This window comes from Pseudomonadota bacterium, assembly GCA_023229365.1.
Taxonomy (GTDB): Bacteria; Myxococcota_A; Polyangia; order JAAYKL01; family JAAYKL01; genus JALNZK01.
The window spans coordinates 23,663-36,439 of the sequence record JALNZK010000026.1; the positions used below are offsets into that span (position 1 = coordinate 23,663).

The 12,777-nt window shown below is 43.5% G+C and carries 24 protein-coding genes and 1 tRNA gene; all 25 read left to right on the forward strand.

The window, feature by feature from the left end; genetic code table 11:
- Positions 1-332: 332 nt before the first annotated feature.
- The 25 genes from M0R80_13310 (at position 333) to M0R80_13430 (ending at position 12,671) form a co-directional block, all read left to right on the forward strand.
- Positions 333-695, forward strand: a complete 363-nt coding sequence (locus M0R80_13310) for a hypothetical protein (GenBank protein ID MCK9460611.1) — start codon at positions 333-335, stop codon at positions 693-695.
- 33 nt (positions 696-728) lie between these two features.
- A complete protein-coding gene (locus tag M0R80_13315) occupies positions 729-938 on the forward strand; it encodes a hypothetical protein (protein MCK9460612.1) in 210 nt (69 codons plus the stop codon).
- Positions 913-1,263, forward strand: coding sequence for a hypothetical protein (locus M0R80_13320; protein ID MCK9460613.1), 351 nt, complete (start codon positions 913-915; stop codon positions 1,261-1,263). The genes M0R80_13315 and M0R80_13320 overlap by 26 nt, the downstream gene beginning before the upstream one ends.
- Positions 1,260-1,490 (forward strand): hypothetical protein, encoded by a 231-nt coding sequence (locus M0R80_13325; protein MCK9460614.1) that lies wholly within the window; start codon positions 1,260-1,262, stop codon positions 1,488-1,490. Before M0R80_13320 ends, M0R80_13325 begins: the two co-directional genes overlap by 4 nt.
- 2 nt (positions 1,491-1,492) lie before the next feature.
- Positions 1,493-1,915 carry a hypothetical protein gene (locus tag M0R80_13330; protein ID MCK9460615.1) on the forward strand — a complete coding sequence of 141 codons (423 nt, stop codon included), beginning with the start codon at positions 1,493-1,495 and terminating at the stop codon, positions 1,913-1,915.
- Positions 1,916-2,124: 209 nt separating this feature from the next.
- Positions 2,125-2,208, forward strand: a tRNA-Leu gene (locus M0R80_13335).
- 451 nt (positions 2,209-2,659) lie between these two features.
- Complete coding sequence (locus M0R80_13340) at positions 2,660-2,857, forward strand: DUF551 domain-containing protein (protein MCK9460616.1); 198 nt, start codon at positions 2,660-2,662, stop codon at positions 2,855-2,857.
- Positions 2,838-3,347, forward strand: a complete 510-nt coding sequence (locus M0R80_13345) for a hypothetical protein (protein MCK9460617.1) — start codon at positions 2,838-2,840, stop codon at positions 3,345-3,347. The genes M0R80_13340 and M0R80_13345 overlap by 20 nt, the downstream gene beginning before the upstream one ends.
- Positions 3,340-3,744, forward strand: coding sequence for a hypothetical protein (locus M0R80_13350; GenBank protein ID MCK9460618.1), 405 nt, complete (start codon positions 3,340-3,342; stop codon positions 3,742-3,744). Before M0R80_13345 ends, M0R80_13350 begins: the two co-directional genes overlap by 8 nt.
- A gap of 28 nt (positions 3,745-3,772) precedes the next feature.
- A complete protein-coding gene (locus M0R80_13355; protein MCK9460619.1) occupies positions 3,773-4,147 on the forward strand; it encodes a hypothetical protein in 375 nt (124 codons plus the stop codon).
- Position 4,148: 1 nt separating this feature from the next.
- Positions 4,149-4,346, forward strand: coding sequence for a hypothetical protein (locus tag M0R80_13360; protein ID MCK9460620.1), 198 nt, complete (start codon positions 4,149-4,151; stop codon positions 4,344-4,346).
- Positions 4,343-4,618 carry a hypothetical protein gene (locus tag M0R80_13365; protein MCK9460621.1) on the forward strand — a complete coding sequence of 92 codons (276 nt, stop codon included), beginning with the start codon at positions 4,343-4,345 and terminating at the stop codon, positions 4,616-4,618. The genes M0R80_13360 and M0R80_13365 overlap by 4 nt, the downstream gene beginning before the upstream one ends.
- Positions 4,615-5,643, forward strand: a complete 1,029-nt coding sequence (locus M0R80_13370) for a hypothetical protein (protein MCK9460622.1) — start codon at positions 4,615-4,617, stop codon at positions 5,641-5,643. The genes M0R80_13365 and M0R80_13370 overlap by 4 nt, the downstream gene beginning before the upstream one ends.
- A gap of 35 nt (positions 5,644-5,678) precedes the next feature.
- Positions 5,679-5,843: a hypothetical protein gene (locus M0R80_13375; GenBank protein MCK9460623.1), complete on the forward strand. Its 165-nt coding sequence runs from the start codon at positions 5,679-5,681 to the stop codon at positions 5,841-5,843.
- A gap of 62 nt (positions 5,844-5,905) precedes the next feature.
- Positions 5,906-6,598 (forward strand): hypothetical protein, encoded by a 693-nt coding sequence (locus M0R80_13380; protein ID MCK9460624.1) that lies wholly within the window; start codon positions 5,906-5,908, stop codon positions 6,596-6,598.
- Positions 6,595-6,942 carry a hypothetical protein gene (locus tag M0R80_13385; protein ID MCK9460625.1) on the forward strand — a complete coding sequence of 116 codons (348 nt, stop codon included), beginning with the start codon at positions 6,595-6,597 and terminating at the stop codon, positions 6,940-6,942. Before M0R80_13380 ends, M0R80_13385 begins: the two co-directional genes overlap by 4 nt.
- Before the next feature lie 199 nt (positions 6,943-7,141).
- Positions 7,142-7,756 carry an FAD-dependent thymidylate synthase gene (gene thyX / locus M0R80_13390; protein MCK9460626.1) on the forward strand — a complete coding sequence of 205 codons (615 nt, stop codon included), beginning with the start codon at positions 7,142-7,144 and terminating at the stop codon, positions 7,754-7,756.
- A complete protein-coding gene (locus M0R80_13395; GenBank protein MCK9460627.1) occupies positions 7,743-8,066 on the forward strand; it encodes a hypothetical protein in 324 nt (107 codons plus the stop codon). Before thyX ends, M0R80_13395 begins: the two co-directional genes overlap by 14 nt.
- A gap of 3 nt (positions 8,067-8,069) precedes the next feature.
- A complete protein-coding gene (locus M0R80_13400; GenBank protein MCK9460628.1) occupies positions 8,070-8,384 on the forward strand; it encodes a hypothetical protein in 315 nt (104 codons plus the stop codon).
- The gene (locus tag M0R80_13405) at positions 8,381-8,689 is read left to right on the forward strand and encodes a hypothetical protein (protein ID MCK9460629.1); all 309 of its coding nucleotides are present in this window, start codon (positions 8,381-8,383) and stop codon (positions 8,687-8,689) included. Before M0R80_13400 ends, M0R80_13405 begins: the two co-directional genes overlap by 4 nt.
- A 1-nt stretch (position 8,690) precedes the next feature.
- Positions 8,691-9,299: a hypothetical protein gene (locus M0R80_13410; GenBank protein ID MCK9460630.1), complete on the forward strand. Its 609-nt coding sequence runs from the start codon at positions 8,691-8,693 to the stop codon at positions 9,297-9,299.
- The gene (locus tag M0R80_13415) at positions 9,296-10,009 is read left to right on the forward strand and encodes a caspase family protein (protein ID MCK9460631.1); all 714 of its coding nucleotides are present in this window, start codon (positions 9,296-9,298) and stop codon (positions 10,007-10,009) included. The genes M0R80_13410 and M0R80_13415 overlap by 4 nt, the downstream gene beginning before the upstream one ends.
- Positions 10,006-10,296, forward strand: a complete 291-nt coding sequence (locus M0R80_13420) for a Lar family restriction alleviation protein (protein MCK9460632.1) — start codon at positions 10,006-10,008, stop codon at positions 10,294-10,296. The genes M0R80_13415 and M0R80_13420 overlap by 4 nt, the downstream gene beginning before the upstream one ends.
- Before the next feature lie 373 nt (positions 10,297-10,669).
- On the forward strand, positions 10,670-10,900 hold the full coding sequence (locus M0R80_13425) for a hypothetical protein (GenBank protein MCK9460633.1): 231 nt from the start codon (positions 10,670-10,672) through the stop codon (positions 10,898-10,900).
- Positions 10,901-12,368: 1,468 nt separating this feature from the next.
- Positions 12,369-12,671 carry a hypothetical protein gene (locus M0R80_13430; GenBank protein MCK9460634.1) on the forward strand — a complete coding sequence of 101 codons (303 nt, stop codon included), beginning with the start codon at positions 12,369-12,371 and terminating at the stop codon, positions 12,669-12,671.
- Positions 12,672-12,777: the final 106 nt, after the last annotated feature.

The window sequence follows — 12,777 nt, forward strand, 5'->3', positions numbered from 1 at the left end:
AGCGATCTTTGTGGGCCGGGATTCACACACTGGTATTTGGACCCTCTCTTGGCTGTGTTTCTGAATCCAATTCATGGAAAGTTTGATCCAAAGACCATGCATCTGTGGGAAGGTAAGGGCGAGGTAATCAAGAATGATCACGGGTTGAAAGTAGGTTGCACCAAGGCAACTACACTTCGTCGAATTAGCTTGCCTGAGATCAGTATTGAGAATCGGATTAAGATTGCAATCATCTGTGCCAAGCAAGTTTGCAAAGAGCAGGCTTGGAATACTTGGGCAGACAATTGGCTGAGTGGTAAAGACAGGACTCGGAAATCGGCGACGGCGGCGACGTGGGTGGCGGCGGAGGCAGCGGCGTGGGCGGCGTCGGCGTCGGCGGCGTGGGCGGCGTCGGCGTCGGCGGCGTCGGCGGCGGAGGCGGCGGCGGCGGAGGCAGCGGCGGCGGAGGCAGCGGCGGAGGCAGCGGCGGAGGCAGCGGCGGAGGCAGCGGCGGCGGCAGCGGCGGAGGCAGCGGCGGCGGAGGCAGCGGCGGAGGCAGCGGCGAGGGCGTCGGCGAGGGCGGCGGAGGCGGCGGCGGCGGCGGCGGCGAAGGCGACGGCGGCGGAGGCAGCGGCGACGGCAGCGGCGAGGGCGGCGACGGCAGCGGCGAGGGCGTCGGCGGCGGCGGCGAGGGCGTCGGCGGTAAAAGATATTGATTTGCTGAAAATTATCAAAAGGAGCTTGAAATCATGCAAACAATTAAAGTCGGACCAAAAGGTAGACATGTAAAGATACCAATAGGTTGGCATCGGGTAACTGAGGGTATAACAAATAAATGGGACAAGTTTGCTGATACACAAACTTTGCTTTTTCAAGATGTTGAAAAGGATGATTTGGAAATGTCTTGGGATGACTATGACTGTTTAATCCGTAATGATGATAGACTATACCCAAGATAATGGAACTAAAATGCAAGCAAAACGGATAAATGATTATAAAGGAAAGAAGTGCTGGAAGTTTCCAGTCAAAATCGAATATGGAGAAAAAGCAAGCTATACACAGTGTCCTGAGGATATGTTAAAGGGGATCACTTGGGTGATCAGTACTTCGGCACGAGATGCAGGATACATGATTCGGGATAAATTGGCAGGTATACCTTGTGTCCAGCTTGAAGTCTTTGGTCCCAAAGGTGGAGTAGCTTGGCACTCGTATCGGGGATGGGAATCAGCAATCTTTGAGCAGATGTGCATGAATCGAGAAGATAAACAAGGGAAACTATTATGACAAAGCATCAAGCAATCAAAAACGCATGTAGGCTTATTAACTTAGCCTGGATGGGTATTGATCCTATGGCTAATAATCCATGTGACTGTTTCTGTGGAAAAAACGTAGAAGGATTCCAAGCAGACATAGAGACATTCAACTGGGTTCGAGATGCGATTGTCGAGAAGCAGGAACGTGAAGGAAAGATAGTCAACAAGAATCATGAAGCATTTAGATTGGGAGCCTGAACATGTTTACTGTGCATATTGAAGTAATTGGCTCACCCTTTGGTAAAATAATACAAAAACTTCAAGAATATAAGGCTCCTTTTGAACTTACTGGTAGCCACCGTTATCTTAGAAAAGTCAATGCTGATTGGGATTTTTTCACTCAATATAATAATAATATATACCTATACCTACTTAGAATTGGCTTCGTAAGCTGTTTAGATTATCAAGTTGACAGGCATATAAAATCAGTACTTATCTGGAATAAAGGTATAGATGTCAATGAACAAATTCATATACAATTAGTATCTGATTTTCAAGCAAAAGTAATTATACAGAATTACTTTGGGTACGAAATCCATCAAGTAAATGATAAAACAAAAGCAAACAATCTCTGGAATAGTGCATTTAGATTATATTACAACTTAAAAGGACTTAAGCCATGACAGCAAAACAAGTAATCGCAGAGGTCTTGAAGCGAGAATCTGAAGTGTCAGTTTGTGTGGAAACAACATATTGGTCCCATGAAGGAACACCAAGAAATAATCACAAAGATTATTCACTTTGGGTTGCTAAGGGCAATCGTTACTATCGTGGTACAACATATCAGGAATGTCTTGATCAGTATCTGAAAAGTCGTGTTTAATTAATCAATGCCCAGGTGGCGGAATGGCAGACGCAACAGACTTAAAATCTGTCGAGGAAACTCGTATGGGTTCGACTCCCATTCTGGGCACCAATCAAAGGAATAAAGAAATGTCAAACACAAATCAACAACTGAGAGACGGGCTTATCAATATAGCAGATCAATGCAATCGTCTCTCATTATATAATATTGAAAACAACTACGAAGGTTGGTAGAGCCAAATAAAGATGACACAGAGCGTTTGGAATTTCTGATGGCACAGTACAACATGACGAGAGAATCCATTGATACATGGCAGCGTTCGATGGACAAGCCCGAGCCGAAGTACCGGCCATGGACGGCAGCGGAGGCGGTAGGCAAAGCGATCAGGTGCAAGGGCAACAAAGGCACATAGATTGTGCATTTGATCACGTCAGCGGGGAAAAATGCGGCGTTCGATAATCGAACCTATGCGCTTGAGTTCCTGCTACAGGACTACGAACAGCCCGATGGTTCGCCATGCGGCGTAAAGATTGAATAATATATTAGCTTAGGAGAACCTGAAATGACTAAATGGATATCAGTAAACGACAAAATGCCAGAAGAAGGCACCTATGTGCTTACCTGTGACTATAAAAACAAAGAATCTGTTCTGACTGCAAGATACAAAGAAGGACAATTTTATATCTTTAGCTTCATAGTAGATATAGTTACTCACTGGATGCCCTTGCCCGAGGTACCAAATGAAAACAATCTACGTTGATTTAGATGGTGTTATTGTAGACCTTGTTCAAGGAATCTTGAACAAACAGGGTATCACTAGTTTCCATTGGCCCAAGGGTGAATACAATATTGAAAAAACACTTGGAACAAACTGCCTTAGGGATATGAGTATCCATGACTGGGCTACGTTGCCAATGACACTAGATGCTAAGAGAATCATGAATATCATCTGTGATTATGATGTTAAAGTGATTCTTTGCTCTAAGCCTTATAATGAAACAAGCGCAGCAGGTAAATGGCTTTGGTGGCAAACTAGCCAATTCGCTGGATTTCCATTGATTCTGACCGATATGAAAAGTATCTTAGTAAATAAAGATACTTTGCTTATTGATGATTCAGAACTAGAGTGTGTTCAGTGGCAGCAGAATGATGGAAATTGCATCTTGTTGCCTAGACCTTGGAACTATCTGTATAATGTAAATACAATTACTTCTCTAGAAAGTGGAATAAGGAATCAATTTCATGTTTGATACATATGTCACGAAACAAGCTGCACCTTATCCTCAGACAATCACAGAAATAAAGGCTCCAACAGATGATTCTATTAGGATTTATAAAGAGTTAAAGGAAAAGGTAACAAGTGAGTTGCTTGCTTGTTTCAGAACTAAGGATAATGGATTCGAATGTACTTGGCACCTATTTGATCGGCCTGAAATACAGGGTGCTATATTAGTTTGTCGATTCTCATTAAATGGACATGATCATCAAGTCAAGATTGATATTGATGATCGTATGACTACTGACGAAGTGGCACAGAAAATCAATAAAGTATTAACTGAATCATTGTCAGTTATCATGATTAGGTATATCAACGAAGGACTGAGAAACGAGTTATCGAAAGGACAAGGTCATGGTTCTTACAAGTAAGAATGTTGAGGATGTGCTCAGAGACTGTTTGTTCACTGAAGATGAGGATAAGTCTCAAGCAGTGTTTGTTGAAGGAGTAATAACTAACTTTAAATTTCATCCTGGTAGGTTGTCAAATCATCGAGAAGACATCATATCAATGCTCAATGATTTGCCAGAGGATTTCCAGAAGGATAAGGGTGGTGGTTGGAGTTTTCTTAATGCCTGTGTAGACAGGTTAGGTAGACAATGGGGTGAACATATCAATATTGAACAATTACTCGTTCTTGGCATTGCTATCAAGTATGCAAAGATCTTGTTACCAAGAGATATGTGGAATATTCTCCCTGGTGGTATGCCATATTTCAGTGTAGGAGATGAGTTAGCTAAAGCCGAAATTGCTATTGAGGAGGTAAGTAACTAGTATGACTACAAATCAAATAGTCTTGTTGCTTGATATCTGCCAAGGATTTAGTAAAGATAGACATTTGGGCACATTGGAAAGAGATTTACAAATACTTCTGAGAAAGGGACTAATTGACTCAACTAAGACTGATTGGAAATTAACTGACCGTGGTTATCAAGTTGCAAATCTTCTATTGCTAGTTGGAGACTTAGTATGACAACTGATCAAGCCATTAAAGTAATTAATAAATTTGCTCCTGAATATACAGGAATACTTATTCAGGAAACTACAAGATTTATAGGAGGTGTTAAAGAACATTTCTTTAGTGTCTTTGTCAAGTCTCATAAACAGCATGCCTATGGGCTAACTCTGAAACAGACTATTGATAGACTGCTTAAGAATCGAGATTCTAAGACTCCAGAAGATATTATCTCGAACCTGGAATCGAGAGTCAAGAAACTTGAATCAAAGATAGGCGGTACGATATGAAACGTGAATTCCTGATGCTCGCTCATAAGTTCACTGATGACCCCATTGGTGGTTGGTTTTGTTCTGAGAAGTTAAATGGGATGCGTGCATATTGGGACGGTGGAATCTCCCGTGGTCTCAAGAAGATTGATATCCCATGGGCAAATACAGACAAGGATGAACGGTATAAAGATTATCAAGTTTGTACAGGACTCTGGTCCCGATTGGGCAATGTACTTCATGCTCCCGATTGGTGGCTCGATACTATGCCACAAATGCCATTGGATGGAGAACTTTGGATCGGGAGACGACAGCGCCAGTCTCTGATGAAGATTGTCAAGGATCTTGATAATCTAAACTGGGGACCAGTAAAATACATGGTCTTTGAGACACCCGCATACGAAATGATGTTTGATGGAAGTATGCTTCCTTGGGGTAAACAAGCTTTGCTTGGACCACTAGAGAGTCAGAAAATAGGGTATTCACCAAAGCCAAACACCCCGTTCTGGGCTAAGGTTGATCTCATGAAGGAAAAACTTCATGAGCATAATCTTATTAAGATTGTGGATCAAGTTAGGCTTCCTTGGTCTAAGTTTGATGCCTACCCACTGATTGAGAAGATGCTTTTGCCTGATGCTTGTGTGAATCAGGGTATTGAAGGCTATATGCTCAGGAGTCCTGATGTAGGTTACGAATGCTGCCGTAGTCATAGGCTCTTGAAAGCAAAGCCATGGCAAATTGGCAAGGGAAAGGTAATTGGTTATACTTATGGGAAAGGTAAATTCTATGGAATGATGGGGGCTTTGGTCATTGAGACCATTGTCGATATTGAAGGATATGATCCGAAATCAGTGATTCTTGAACTTTCAGGGTTCACTGACCAGGAACGTAGACTTAGTGACTCTACATGTGAACCTAACGAATGCAAAAAATCAGTTCGAGAAGGAGTAACAGCTGTTGCTTTCCCAATGAATAGTGAAGTGAGTTATAAGTTCAATGATACTAGTGAAGATGGCGTGCCACAAGAAGCGAGGTATATGCGATGAATGAGTGCACACTATGCCACACATAATCAAAAGAAATGGTACACTTGCAACTGTATGTCTTTGGTTCTGAAGGAATTGAAGTGTGTTTCCAATGTCGTATGGTATTAACAGAAGTAGCCAAAGGAATCAATTCGGCAACAGGTAGAGCCAAGATTGCTGGATTCAAGAAGGGAAAAGAAAGTCTTGCCAATAGTATTTGAATATAGACTTATCAGTAATCAGTGTATGAAGCCCAAACCAGGAACAATTAAGCTAATGGAAGTTGGAGAAAGGTGAAATGAAACTTTATAAACTGACAGACAAAAATGATCAGACACACAATTCTTGCCAATGGGGCGAGAATATTACACATGAGACGAGTGGCGAGGGCAAGCTTTGTGGGCCGGGATTCACACATTGGTATCTTGACCCTCTTTTAGCTGTGTTTCTGAATCCAATTCATGGAGATTTTGATCCAAAGACCATGCATCTGTGGGAAGGTGAGGGCGAGGTAATCAAGAATGATCACGGGTTGAAAGTAGGTTGCACCAAGGCAACTACACTTCGTCGGATTAGCTTGCCCGAGATCAGTACTGAGAATCGGATTAAGATTGCAATCCTTTGTGCCAAGCAAGTTTGCAAAGAGCAGGCCTGGAATGCTTGGGCAGACAATTGGCTGAGTGGTAAAGACAGGACTCGGAAATCGGCGGCGGCGGCGGCGGCGGCGTCGGCGTCGGCGGCGGCGGCGTCGGCGTCGGCGGCGGCGGCGTCGGCGTCGGCGGCGGCGGCGGCGGCGTCGGCGTCGGCGGCGGCGGCGGCGTGGGCGTCGGCGTCGGCGGCGGCGTGGGCGGCGTGGGCGGCGTGGGCGGCGGCGGCGGGGGCGGCGTGGTCGGAGGCGGAGGCGGCGTGGGCGGCGAGGATGGTGGAGGTAAAAGATATTGATTTGCTGAAGATTATCAAGGAGAATCTGAAATGATTAATGAAACACTGAATCTGCTTGCACAAAAACTTGGAGTGGGTGTCGAGATTCTTTGGGAATGCCTACTGAAACAGGCATACATCGATTCTATGCTAGCTGTTATATTTATCTTGGTTCTAATTGATATCTTCTGTGTTACATATAGACTGATCTGGAAATATAAGATGCCTGATCCTGATTATTATGATATGAGATTTTCGGTCTTTGTTTGCAAGTGTCTTTGGGGATTTTTCTTAGTATTAGTTACTTGTTTAGTGTTTATTGAGTTGCCTTTGATCTACGCAGGATTCATGAATCCTGAATATTGGGCGATTTACAAGATTCTGGGAGCAATGAAATGATACTAGAATAAGGACTATCTAAGATGTATGGACAAGACTGGTCTAATGCAGTAGCAATTCGAGATGACCTTCTGATTTCCGTTATCAAGGAGCATAGGAAAGATGGCAAACTTTCTATTAAATTGATTAAAAGAATCGAGAAGCAACTTAAACAAGACCAGCGTCATTATCAATTTGATATAGATTGGGAGTCCAAGCCATGATCTTAATCAAACCCAGTTCTAAAGTCCTTGCAGTATCGGTCTTCTCATTGAATCTCATCGAATTGGCTGGAAGGGTATGTTACAAAAGTGAGGATAAGATAACTAAAGAGTCTAACCTCAAGTTTGCGGAGAAAATTATAAATCTTGGTCATGAATCTGTACTTGAACATGCTAGTGCCACGGTTCGAATTATCTGTGATCGAGGCGTGAGTCACGAAATCGTGCGTCATCGTCTTGCCTCATATAGTCAAGAAAGTACGCGTTATTGTGACTATAATAAGAGTCAAGTAACATTTGTGATTCCACCTTGGGTTTCCATTGAACCTGGGGAGTATTTAGTTGCTACCAATGAGTGGATGCACGCTATGATTAGTGCAGAGGATGCATATAAAGCACTAAGACTTCAAGGTTGGAAGCCTGAGCAGGCACGATCAGTGCTTCCGAACAGTCTAAAGACTGAATTAGTGATGACAGCAAATTTCCGTGAGTGGCGACACGTCTTCAAGCTTAGGACAAGTGATCGTGCCCATCCTCAGATGCGCGAGATCATGTGTCCTTTGCTTGAGCAATTCAGACAACTAATACCGGTGATCTTTGATGAGAACATTTAAATATATCATCTTTGAGAATGGATTCCGAATCTTCGGAACGGCTGAGAATCACAAGGATGTAGCAGATGGCCGTAAGGTATTGGCTGCTGGTATGATTGATCTCGATGAGCCAATCTGTTATGGAAACTCTGAGAGTTTAGGAGTCAAGAGCCGAAGAGAAGAAGATACAAAGGAAATTAAATTCAGTGGAGATCCGAGTGCTCAGATCACGAATCGGGAACTAAATATCATAGGTATCTTATCTAAGGAACTTGCTCCTGAATTATTTCAAAGAGTAATGAATAGGATTGATGATCTAGGAGACTGGTAGACCATGAAATTTGTAGCATTATTTAAAGGTCGAGGTGAAGGTTGCGATTACACAATAGCTTGTAATAAAGACTTCAGAGTCTTTGATGCTGAGAATTGTGGACAAGCTATTGAAGTTTGCAAAAAGTATTGGGAGGACCATGGCAAGTCTCGGGGAGATACACCAGTTGTTGACATCGATTTATACCAATTGACTGGAGACAAGATACTAGTAGGAATTGATGTTTGGAACAACTTGGATGCTAAAGCTGGATTAGAGGAAAAAGTTAGAGAAATGAAACGTAGACATCAAGAAGAATTGGACTATTTGCAAAGATGAAAACTACTTGGACCGTTGACGGTTATTCTCAGGAAGTAAGGTTCGTTGGCTTGACTCCTGAGGGAGCAGCCATGATCTTGCTTAAGGACAATAGACTTGAGATTGTAGATACTAATCAATTGGAGATAGTATCCACGATCAATGATCTAGTCAGAGTTATCGGATTGTCAGCTGTTGTGAATCAACAGACTATGTTCATGGAAGCTGAAAACAAGACTTGGGAACACAATGGAGAACAACCAGCATATGTTGGCTGGATTACACCAGAGGCTGAAGAATTATTGAGACTGATTCAGGAAAACTAAAATGAAACTCTATAAACTGACAGACAAAAATGATCAGACACACAATTCTTGCCAATGGGGCGAGAATATTACACATGAGACTGATGGCAAAGGCGAGCTTTGTGGGCCGGGATTCACTCACTGGTATTTAGACCCTCTCTTGGCAGTGTTTCTGAATTCGATTCATGGAGATTTTGATCCAAAGACCATGCATCTGTGGGAAGGCGAGGGCGAAGTAATCAAGAATGATCATGGGCTCAAAGTGGGTTGCACCAAGGCAACTACACTTCGTCGGATTAGCTTACCCGAGATCAGTACTGAGAATCGGATTAAGATTGCGATCATCTGTGCCAAGCAAGTTTGCAAAGACCAGGCTTGGAATACTTGGGCAGACAATTGGCTGAGTGGTAAAGACAGGTCTCGGGAATCGGCGACGGCGACGGCGTCGGCGACGGCGTCGGCGTCGGCGACGGCGTCGGCGACGGCGTCGGCGACGGCGTCGGCGGCGTCGGCGGCGGCGTCGGCGTGGGCGGCGTGGGCGGCGGAGTCGGCGGAGGCGGCGGAGTCGGCGAGGATGGTGGAGGTAAAAGATATTGATTTGCTGAAAATTATTAAGGAGAATCTGAAATGAGAACTTGGATACTTTTTGTCTTGTTGTTTTGCTCGGGTTGCCAAGTAACCAACAAGCCAAAAGCACACGGTGTTGCTCTAGTTATCGGACTCACGGAAGTTGATCCAAGAAGCTATTCTGGATGGCATGGTGAATGTCCAGGTACGGATACAGATGCTCGAATCTTTGAGATTCTTTGTCAAGAGTTCAAGTATCCTGTAACCAAACTAATCAATGCACAAGCAACAAGAGCCGCGGTCAAGAATCAAATGGCTCGCTTGACAAAGGATCTTGAACCGGGTGACTTGTTCGTATTCTTTATCTCTTGTCATGGAGGCCAGATCAAGGATATTAATAATGATGAGGAGGATGGCCAAGATGAAACTATCTGTCTCTGGGATGGCGAGCTTAAAGATGATGAATTGTTATGGCCTAATTGTCGGACCTTCTTTGTCACTGATAGTTGTAATTCCGGAACTAATGTCAGATACAGGCCCAACGACGTACCCAGTACTGGAAATCTCTTACACTTCGGAGGTTGTCCAGATGGGAAGTCATCGTTCGGAGATTCTAGCGGAGGGACATTTACCACTGCACTTGTTGATTCTTGGGTCGAAGGGCAATCGTATAGTGACTGGTTTTCCAATGCTTCGAGACTGATGCCAAAGAATCAGAGACCTGTCTTGATGGAGTATGGAACTAGTTTCAAGAATCGGGAGGCTATGAAATGAAACGTTGCCCATTCTGTGGTAGTACACATGTTCGGGTTCAAATAGACAATTCTTATTTTATTTGGTGTGCTCATTGTGGTGCAAAGGGACCAGCATCTGGTACACCAGAGCTAGCTATCAAGAGATGGGATACGAGAATCGAGGATACTATAGCTCAGTATATTGTTAAATGGTCAAATGAAAGAATCATTTCACATGAGGCCTATGACATGACTCGGGAATTCCTTAATGGGGAGATGCACAATTCGATTCTATATGATGTTTTAGTCAAGGAGTTTGGAGAATGACTGAGAACCAGATTCGGGAACTATACAAGCTATTTACAGAATTGTATCCAACAGTCTTGTATAACACTTATAAGCGTTGGCTAGAGGAAACTGATCCTGCGAGTGCTCAGGCTCATGCTTCTCGTGTCTTGATTACGACTTGGAATGGGTGTCTCTTGACGCCGAATCAGTTTCGGGAATGCTATGAAGGCTTCTTGAGGCATATGAGTTATGACAAAGAGACCTTACCCGAAGATGAGTTTCTGAGATACTTGGTTGATCACTCCAAATACTATCAGGCATATGTCAAGGAAATTTGGGCTTTTGTCTCAGGCTACTTGAGTCAAGAGCCAAAGATTAATAGGCTTACCACTCTTTGATTGAAAGGTTGGAAATGAAACGATTTAAAGTATTACCTGGGGCTTCAATTACATTTAACTTTGATTTCACTGGTATGATTCTTGATCAATTTGGAAAGAATTGGCTAATTGACCCACATTGTAAAAGTTGTATTGTATTGAAACAACCAGAAAAGGATATTAATGGAAAGCAATGTGTATCAACGGGTAGTGTATCTATTGATAAGAAGTATCTAAAGGAACAAAAAATAAAACTTTTGGGCTAAAGAATGATTGAATTTAAGCTTATCAAGAAGGAACAATATCCCGACTGGATGCTGATTTCTTCTTATACCGATCTCTTTGGCCTAAGATCGGAGCAATACGAGCAACAATTCTTTTCTGGTCTATAAGGCTCTTTGAAACAAGGAAGGTGGAACACCATGTTAACTAAGAATCAAATTAGAGAACTATATGACCACTTCGAGAGTATCTACCCGCTCCTTAGGTATGAGACTTATAAGGAATATCTTCTGGCTCCCGATCCTCGTGACGGGAGCTTAGCTTCTAGTGTTCATGCACATGCATCAAGAGTGCTAATAACAATTTGGGATGGTCATGTCTTGACACCGAGACAGTTCAAGGAGATTTATGCGGGATTCTTGGAAACCACGACAAATCAATATATTGAAAATGCTAAAATCTAAAGTCCTTTACTCCACAGACTCATACACTCCGCGACTTCGTGCTTTTATTTCAGGATACCTACTCAATGATTAGAGTATGGACATACCGAGACGGGAACAAAGTTGAGGCCTTACTTGTAAGGGCTCACTCAGGTGGTCAAAAGACAATCATGTATAAAGATGGTGAGTTTGATGTAAAAGACTGGAATCAGGTAACGGCAATCAATCCAGTCAAAAAAGCCGGAGGCCGGAGGCCAAGTCATGAGAATCCTTAATGGTAGAAAGATTAGGGAAGAAGTATTACGGGATGCATTAGACAACAATGGACATAATCTTATCTTGGGAGCATTATATTAATTATTTGACAGTATTTAATCCTGACTATGCAGTAACGACTACTTCTATTAGAAGTTTCACAAAGGGATTCCTGGCTGCTTTGGAAGCAATGAAAGTAGAGGTAGAAGAATGACCGAGGCAAAGTTCTGGGATAAGGTTCATCAAGACAATAGCAAGTTGTGGCTTACTTGCTCGAAACCCGAGAACGTTTTCAAGATTCATGGGCTACCGATACCTGAACCAGGAACCAAGATTCTAGACATCGGTATTGGTGATGGGTCAATGCATAGGTTTCTACAAAAGGCCGGAGGCCATGTTTGGAGTACAGACATCAGCGATATTGCACTTGCTCGGGTAGGTTGTCGTGGGATACGAGAGTCGGGGATTCAGGTTCATGGTCCATGGGACTTAGTTCTTTGTCATTTGGTTTTTCAGCATATGGACTTGCCAGATATCAAGCAATTAATTTCCAGAATCAAGTTGCGAGAGTCGGGAATCTTTAGTTTCCAGTTCGCAGAATTAATTAATGAATCTGATGGACAGTGGACCCATCACTATTTCCGAGACTTGGAGACCATGGAGAACCTGATTCTCTCTTTGGGATTCAGGATTCTTTATATCAGGAATCCTTCTGATTGGCCATGGGAAGGTTCGTTAATCCGTTGGTGGGTAATGAGAGTCTGGAATTGAGATTCGAGGTTCGAGAGCCGGGAATTGAGAAAGGACAATGGGAATGAAAACTGAATGGCTATTCACCATCGAGTCTGGAGACAAGAAAACGCGCGTCACGCTGACCGAAGCCGAGGCGCGGCAACTCTATGAAGATCTACGGGCGATGTTCTGCCTGCGAAACTTCGTTGTGACGTATCCCATCACTGTCCCGATTTACCCGTACGGCACTGGCACACCACTGCCGGAACCGACTTGGACGGTCTGTATGACGAGCGACACGGCGGGAAGTGACCCCACACCAGGAGCGAATCAACAAGGTCAAGTATCACATGGGCGACGGATTCGAGGTTCGAGAGTACGTTGAATTATGCCAAGGCTCGACGACCAGGAGCGCAGGGCGATGGTTCACGGGAGCAAGAATGCATGACATTGTATGTCCATCGCTATTCGAGAGATTCACAGGGTGCACG

Coding starts and splice junctions, on each gene's coding strand:
- M0R80_13315 (MCK9460612.1), top strand. CDS start 729: ATGCAAACAATTAAAGTCGGACCAAAAGGTAGACATGTAAAGATACCA.
- M0R80_13320 (MCK9460613.1), top strand. CDS start 913: ATGATGATAGACTATACCCAAGATAATGGAACTAAAATGCAAGCAAAA.
- M0R80_13325 (MCK9460614.1), top strand. CDS start 1,260: ATGACAAAGCATCAAGCAATCAAAAACGCATGTAGGCTTATTAACTTA.
- M0R80_13330 (MCK9460615.1), top strand. CDS start 1,493: ATGTTTACTGTGCATATTGAAGTAATTGGCTCACCCTTTGGTAAAATA.
- M0R80_13340 (MCK9460616.1), top strand. CDS start 2,660: ATGACTAAATGGATATCAGTAAACGACAAAATGCCAGAAGAAGGCACC.
- M0R80_13345 (MCK9460617.1), top strand. CDS start 2,838: ATGAAAACAATCTACGTTGATTTAGATGGTGTTATTGTAGACCTTGTT.
- M0R80_13350 (MCK9460618.1), top strand. CDS start 3,340: ATGTTTGATACATATGTCACGAAACAAGCTGCACCTTATCCTCAGACA.
- M0R80_13360 (MCK9460620.1), top strand. CDS start 4,149: ATGACTACAAATCAAATAGTCTTGTTGCTTGATATCTGCCAAGGATTT.
- M0R80_13365 (MCK9460621.1), top strand. CDS start 4,343: ATGACAACTGATCAAGCCATTAAAGTAATTAATAAATTTGCTCCTGAA.
- M0R80_13370 (MCK9460622.1), top strand. CDS start 4,615: ATGAAACGTGAATTCCTGATGCTCGCTCATAAGTTCACTGATGACCCC.
- M0R80_13375 (MCK9460623.1), top strand. CDS start 5,679: ATGGTACACTTGCAACTGTATGTCTTTGGTTCTGAAGGAATTGAAGTG.
- M0R80_13385 (MCK9460625.1), top strand. CDS start 6,595: ATGATTAATGAAACACTGAATCTGCTTGCACAAAAACTTGGAGTGGGT.
- thyX (MCK9460626.1), top strand. CDS start 7,142: ATGATCTTAATCAAACCCAGTTCTAAAGTCCTTGCAGTATCGGTCTTC.
- M0R80_13395 (MCK9460627.1), top strand. CDS start 7,743: ATGAGAACATTTAAATATATCATCTTTGAGAATGGATTCCGAATCTTC.
- M0R80_13400 (MCK9460628.1), top strand. CDS start 8,070: ATGAAATTTGTAGCATTATTTAAAGGTCGAGGTGAAGGTTGCGATTAC.
- M0R80_13405 (MCK9460629.1), top strand. CDS start 8,381: ATGAAAACTACTTGGACCGTTGACGGTTATTCTCAGGAAGTAAGGTTC.
- M0R80_13410 (MCK9460630.1), top strand. CDS start 8,691: ATGAAACTCTATAAACTGACAGACAAAAATGATCAGACACACAATTCT.
- M0R80_13415 (MCK9460631.1), top strand. CDS start 9,296: ATGAGAACTTGGATACTTTTTGTCTTGTTGTTTTGCTCGGGTTGCCAA.
- M0R80_13420 (MCK9460632.1), top strand. CDS start 10,006: ATGAAACGTTGCCCATTCTGTGGTAGTACACATGTTCGGGTTCAAATA.
- M0R80_13425 (MCK9460633.1), top strand. CDS start 10,670: ATGAAACGATTTAAAGTATTACCTGGGGCTTCAATTACATTTAACTTT.
- M0R80_13430 (MCK9460634.1), top strand. CDS start 12,369: ATGAAAACTGAATGGCTATTCACCATCGAGTCTGGAGACAAGAAAACG.